General features: G+C 52.7%; 4 protein-coding genes. All 4 read right to left on the reverse strand.

Going from position 1 to position 4719, the window contains the following annotated elements; all coding sequences use genetic code 11:
• Window positions 1–814: 814 nt before the first annotated feature.
• Complete coding sequence (locus O9K64_RS23155; RefSeq protein WP_275100490.1) at window positions 815–1189, reverse strand: hypothetical protein; 375 nt, start codon at window positions 1187–1189, stop codon at window positions 815–817.
• A 112-nt stretch (window positions 1190–1301) separates the two neighbouring features.
• The gene (locus tag O9K64_RS23160) at window positions 1302–1664 is read right to left on the reverse strand and encodes a hypothetical protein (RefSeq protein WP_275100491.1); all 363 of its coding nucleotides are present in this window, start codon (window positions 1662–1664) and stop codon (window positions 1302–1304) included.
• Window positions 1665–1842: 178 nt separating this feature from the next.
• Window positions 1843–2283 (reverse strand): hypothetical protein, encoded by a 441-nt coding sequence (locus tag O9K64_RS23165; protein ID WP_275100492.1) that lies wholly within the window; start codon window positions 2281–2283, stop codon window positions 1843–1845.
• Window positions 2284–2778: 495 nt separating this feature from the next.
• Window positions 2779–4719 (reverse strand): KAP family P-loop NTPase fold protein (locus O9K64_RS23170; protein ID WP_275100493.1); only part of this gene is annotated, 1941 nt, incomplete at its 5' end.

Here is a 4719-nt window from a genome sequence, read left to right on the forward strand (position 1 = left end):
CACCACCAACATAACTTGTGAAAAAGGCGAAATTGGTGCGAAAGCCTCCTGCAATAATATAATGGTGTCACTACCTATCGCATCGGGGATCCCGAGTAATGGAATCACCATTTTTACCCCAAACTTCGACAAATAATCGTGGGACTGATCGATATTTCTACTGCTGAAGGGGACCCCATCACTCTGTCATCACCTCGTTTCTGGTTACCACCAATAACTCGAGTGACTTATCCATGCACATATTCCGGCGAACGTGAACACCCTCACGATCTTGGAATACTGCAAAAGTGTTCACATTGGGCCGGAATATGCACTCCACGCCATAGCTACATACCAGCCCACTTTTTTTTGGGGGGGGATATTACTGTGAAAGCCACAATTTTCGGAAGACTACCTTTCCACTCTTACTATTAGTGCGGGACTTCGTCCGACAGCAAACATCCAGAAGCTGCCGTTCATATCGACACCTGTCTTGTCCGTAGAAAATAGATCGGTCCCAGACTCTGACCCTTTTGATTGCGCAGCCAACTGGCGGGCAACGGGACGACGTCTGGCCTGGGGTACTTCGCGCAGGTCCCTTTCCTTGGGGATCTTCCCCTGCATAGCATCGACGAAGGCATCTGAGCCCAAGAAGACCTGCTGCTTGAGCTGCTCCCAAGGTGAGGGCTGGCCCTTGCCCTCGGCTACGAACCGTCGATAGTAGAGGGCGCCGGTGAACTCCAGTCGTAGTGGTCTGGCCATGAGGTCAATCTAGATCATCGGAGGCAACAGTCAAGACCTGACCCCTTGCGCGCTTGCTGCTGTGCGAACCTAACTACTTGCTAAAATAGGCATCAAAATAAGCCTTTCCTTCATCATTTAGTTCTTCCCGAATGCCGTCAACGCAAGCATCCTCTTCGCGTCCCGAGAGTCCCCCGCATTTCCCCATCGCATACATGAGCAAGGCAAGAGCCTTGTTTTCTTTTTCTTTGTTTGATGTACTTGCGGAACTGCGTGGCGTTGGCGTTGGCGTTGCCTGTTTGCTGCCCGATTGACACATCGGACTCGTGTAGTCGTACCAAGCGCCGTCAGCGCCTTTGCATTGGGCGGCATGGGCCTGTGGCACCAACAGGAACGCAGCGAAGTATACGGACATTGCGGCTAGTGCAATCATTCTTGCGAATCCACCTGGCTTCTCCAAAATCTGCATAGTGCGTTCCTGTTTGTTGTCTAACAACGACATGCTTCAGCTACGGATTTGCCGCAGCGTAGCGAAGGAGAATGCGTCGGCTGGAAGCGATTGTTGGGCCTGGACATAGACTTCATGCTTGGGCGCTTCTTTCGTGAATGAGCGTCAGTATTGCCGATACCTGCTCGATATTTGAGAAGCCTACTCGTGGCCATAGGTGCTGCTGGTCGACCTCAACTGGACATCCGGTTTGTTGCCGCCATTGGTCAGCGACCAATCGAAACTCAGCTACCCCAATGCCGAGCCGCTGCGCCATTGATTCGATGTGGAAAGCGACCTCAGCGCGATTTCCGAGCGCAAGATCGTTGTGGTAGACGGTTGCTTTGCCTCGCCTGGAAGATGTGAAGCGTGCTCCGTTGCCACTCACCAAAGGTTGAGCTGCCCCCAGAAGTTCTGAGAGTCCGCACACTACTGCTCGATAGATGTCGTTTTCCATAATTAGCAACAGACTCGTATGCAATATTAGGCCCAACTACTAAGGAAAAGCGGAGGAAAAGCTGTGTCAGGTCTTTCCTCTTGCATCCAAGAGCTGACGCTAGTTGGTCTTTACTAAATAATAATGTGTCCTCTTTTAAATACCGCATGTGCTCCCACATAGCGAGGTTTACAGGAGGTCAATTCCATTTATTGAATCGTGCGACTGATTTATTTCCATTTCGGATATAAGCTGCGCCAATAAATCCATCTTTTAATTTGAAGCGCAATTTCGCACTCCCGGTTTCAAATTTGAGTTTTTTTCCTTCTATAATTCCTTCAAACGGGGTGCAGCCGGGTTCTCTTACAGTCTCGTTTGTTCCCCAAGAATAATATCCACTTGCTTCACCATCTTCATCAATTGAATCAACAATCAAAGTTGAAGGAAGACTCCCTCCCCACTTTCCTGTGTGAACACCTAAAAATCTTCTATTGATTTCTGATAGTTCGCCATCAGTTTTAATCAAGAAGTTGTCAGGAAGGTCGCATGTTTTAGCAGTATCAGGAAGCTCGCTTGCCAAAGTTGGAGCGCATATTGTCAGCAACCAAAATAAAACGAGGAGTTTTGTCCGATTATCCATGTCTTTACCTCTTGTCCTATGACTAATTGGAAATTAATTATTTTCGTAGCCGCTGACAATATCTACCATTTTGTGACATCCCAGACAAGCAACTTTTCTAGTATCTATCAACAAAAAGAAAAGAGAGCAGAGGACCGAATGGCACTTACTTAAGGATATTAATCATTAACAATCAATGAGTTAATGTTGCGCTCACAACTAATCTGTTATTGAATGGTAGGAACACCATATTTATCTAACCAACAAATAATATGCCTAAGCACAGAAGTAGATAAAAAGCGCGACGAACGGCCCTATGCAATGAAGAATGCTAAGTCATTGAAACAGCAGTTAATATGCGCTTAAGTAAGTGCCATTCAGCAGAGGACCCATTTATTTTTTAGCAACAACTTCCCTCTTTTTGTCCGCAGCAGGCAAATAGGCGCTGCTCACGAGTCGGTCAATGAACGGCAACTCGTTCCGGGACCAGTCGTTTGCCGTGCTGGACGAAGCAGTCTAGTCGTCCTTGCCCTGATCGGCGCGCTGCCAAGCCTCCAGGAATTCCCGGACTTGTGGGTTTGCGCCCGCGGCAGCAACGGCTTCGACGCGCGATCGGAACGCACCCAGGTCCATCAACCGATCCATACCTTTGGGGCTGACCCGTGTCACGCGCTTTGCGACCACGTCGCCCATCCCCTGGGTCCAACTGTATAAGGTGAACGCCTTGGCGAGCAGCCGGACCCCGTCATCACTAGCGAAGGCTGAAGATGTCCATGCTCGAACTGCGGTGCCATCGTCGGTAGTCAAGTCTACCCACCAATGCAATAGAAAGGGCAGATCCCGGTGTGCGAGCAGCGTGCCGTCCGCTGCTGCGGCTTCGATTCGTGAATGCAGGAGGGCGCGGAGATACTCCGCGTCCGCTTCCGTGGTCAGGCAATTCTCCGGCGGCTCGCACTCCTTGCCTTCCCTTGGGTGGTAGTCGGTCCAAGCCGAACGTGTAAAGTCTGCAAGCCAGCCAAGGGAGGCTGTATCGCAGGCATGTCGGAAGATCGCGGAGCGTTCATCGAGTGGCATGCACCCCTTTGTGAGCGCTCGCAGCAGCCAGTGCAGACGCAGCTCATTGTTACCCATACTGAAACCCTTCTCTGCATCAGCTTCGACGTTGATCTCATCGGCGATCTCGAATAGCGCGGACAGAAGCGCCTCAACTTTGGCACGATCGACGCGTTCGGCATGCGTTGTTAACTCGCCGAGCCATACGGCAGCCTTAGTGCCGCCCGACCGCCTAGCTACTGCTACGGCGTGGCGCAGTGTGGTCTTTACATACTCGATATCATCGGCACGGGCCAGGAATGCGTCAAGCTCGGTGCTCGTGAGCACCTCGTCGCCGATCGAGAAACGGAAGTAGGAATCGAAATGGTCGGGGGAACATACGCGGCGCTCCATCGCCCACTGCTTCGCGAATCCCTCACCGTAGCCCATATTTTCCCACGCGGACTCCAGTGCCGGAAACAGCCGCATCAGCAGCCGCCGCATTTGGTCGTGATCTGGCGGTTGTGTAGCTCCGAAGAACAGTTCGTTGAAGTGTTGCGCCGCCGCGTCGCGAGTACGTTCTACCCCAGGCCCACTACCGCTAAGTTGCTCTTTGTTCTGGCGAATCGCGCGATATATCGTGGGATGCAAAAGCCGGAGCATCTCCAGTGCGAGGAAATCGGCGCGGTCCACCTCGCCAGCTACGGCCGGCCATGACACGCTCAGTGAATTGGTGAAGCGTGTGACATCCCGCGGAGTTCGCATCGCCGGCGAGATTCCTTCGTAGAAGATGTTCATGAAGCGGACTATGTCCGCGTCGCCGGGTGCGCCGCAGATCGATTCGATCAGTGACAGTAGATGTTGCTGAACATCGAGGGCCGACGGGTCGGGTAGTTCGAATGCAGCTTGGACGATCTTTTCAAGGTAGTGCGGGCCTTCCGACGGGTAGCGCTCGCTGACGATCCTCTCGGCAAGCGGACGGTCATAGACCAACAAGTACATGACGTTCGGCAAACGGCCGACGGACTTGACCAGTCGGAAGATCAGTAAGGCCTCGTCAGGTGAGAGCCGGTCGATGTCGTCGATGACGATGAGAAAGCGCTTATTCTGTTCTCGCAAGGCATTCGACATCTCGGCGTGGAGCGCTTCGACGCTTTCATCTTGCTCAATCAGGCCCGCGAGCCACTCCATACCCTTTTCGGCGATACCTCCGGCGACCACCGCGCCAGCGGCTTCCGTGACCCTCCCGACGAGCGCGCCGGCCCGGAGCAGGCGCGCTCCGAGCTTTGGCAGCTTTTTCTTTACCTTGTCGCCGAGGCTTGGGCCTAAGCCGGCGTACAGCTCTCGGAAGAAGGCGAGTGCAAGGGCGTCCTCGCCTCTAAACCACCAGCAGGCAAAGTCGATAATGGCAAGCTCATTGGCCTT

Source organism: Sedimenticola hydrogenitrophicus (assembly GCF_029017505.1).
GTDB lineage: Bacteria > Pseudomonadota > Gammaproteobacteria > Chromatiales > Chromatiaceae > Sedimenticola > Sedimenticola hydrogenitrophicus_A.

Excerpts from the sequence above, each read along its gene's own strand:
- O9K64_RS23155 (WP_275100490.1), bottom strand. The coding sequence starts at position 1,189 with ATGCAGATTTTGGAGAAGCCAGGTGGATTCGCAAGAATGATTGCACTA.
- O9K64_RS23165 (WP_275100492.1), bottom strand. The coding sequence starts at position 2,283 with ATGGATAATCGGACAAAACTCCTCGTTTTATTTTGGTTGCTGACAATA.
- O9K64_RS23160 (WP_275100491.1), bottom strand. The coding sequence starts at position 1,664 with ATGGAAAACGACATCTATCGAGCAGTAGTGTGCGGACTCTCAGAACTT.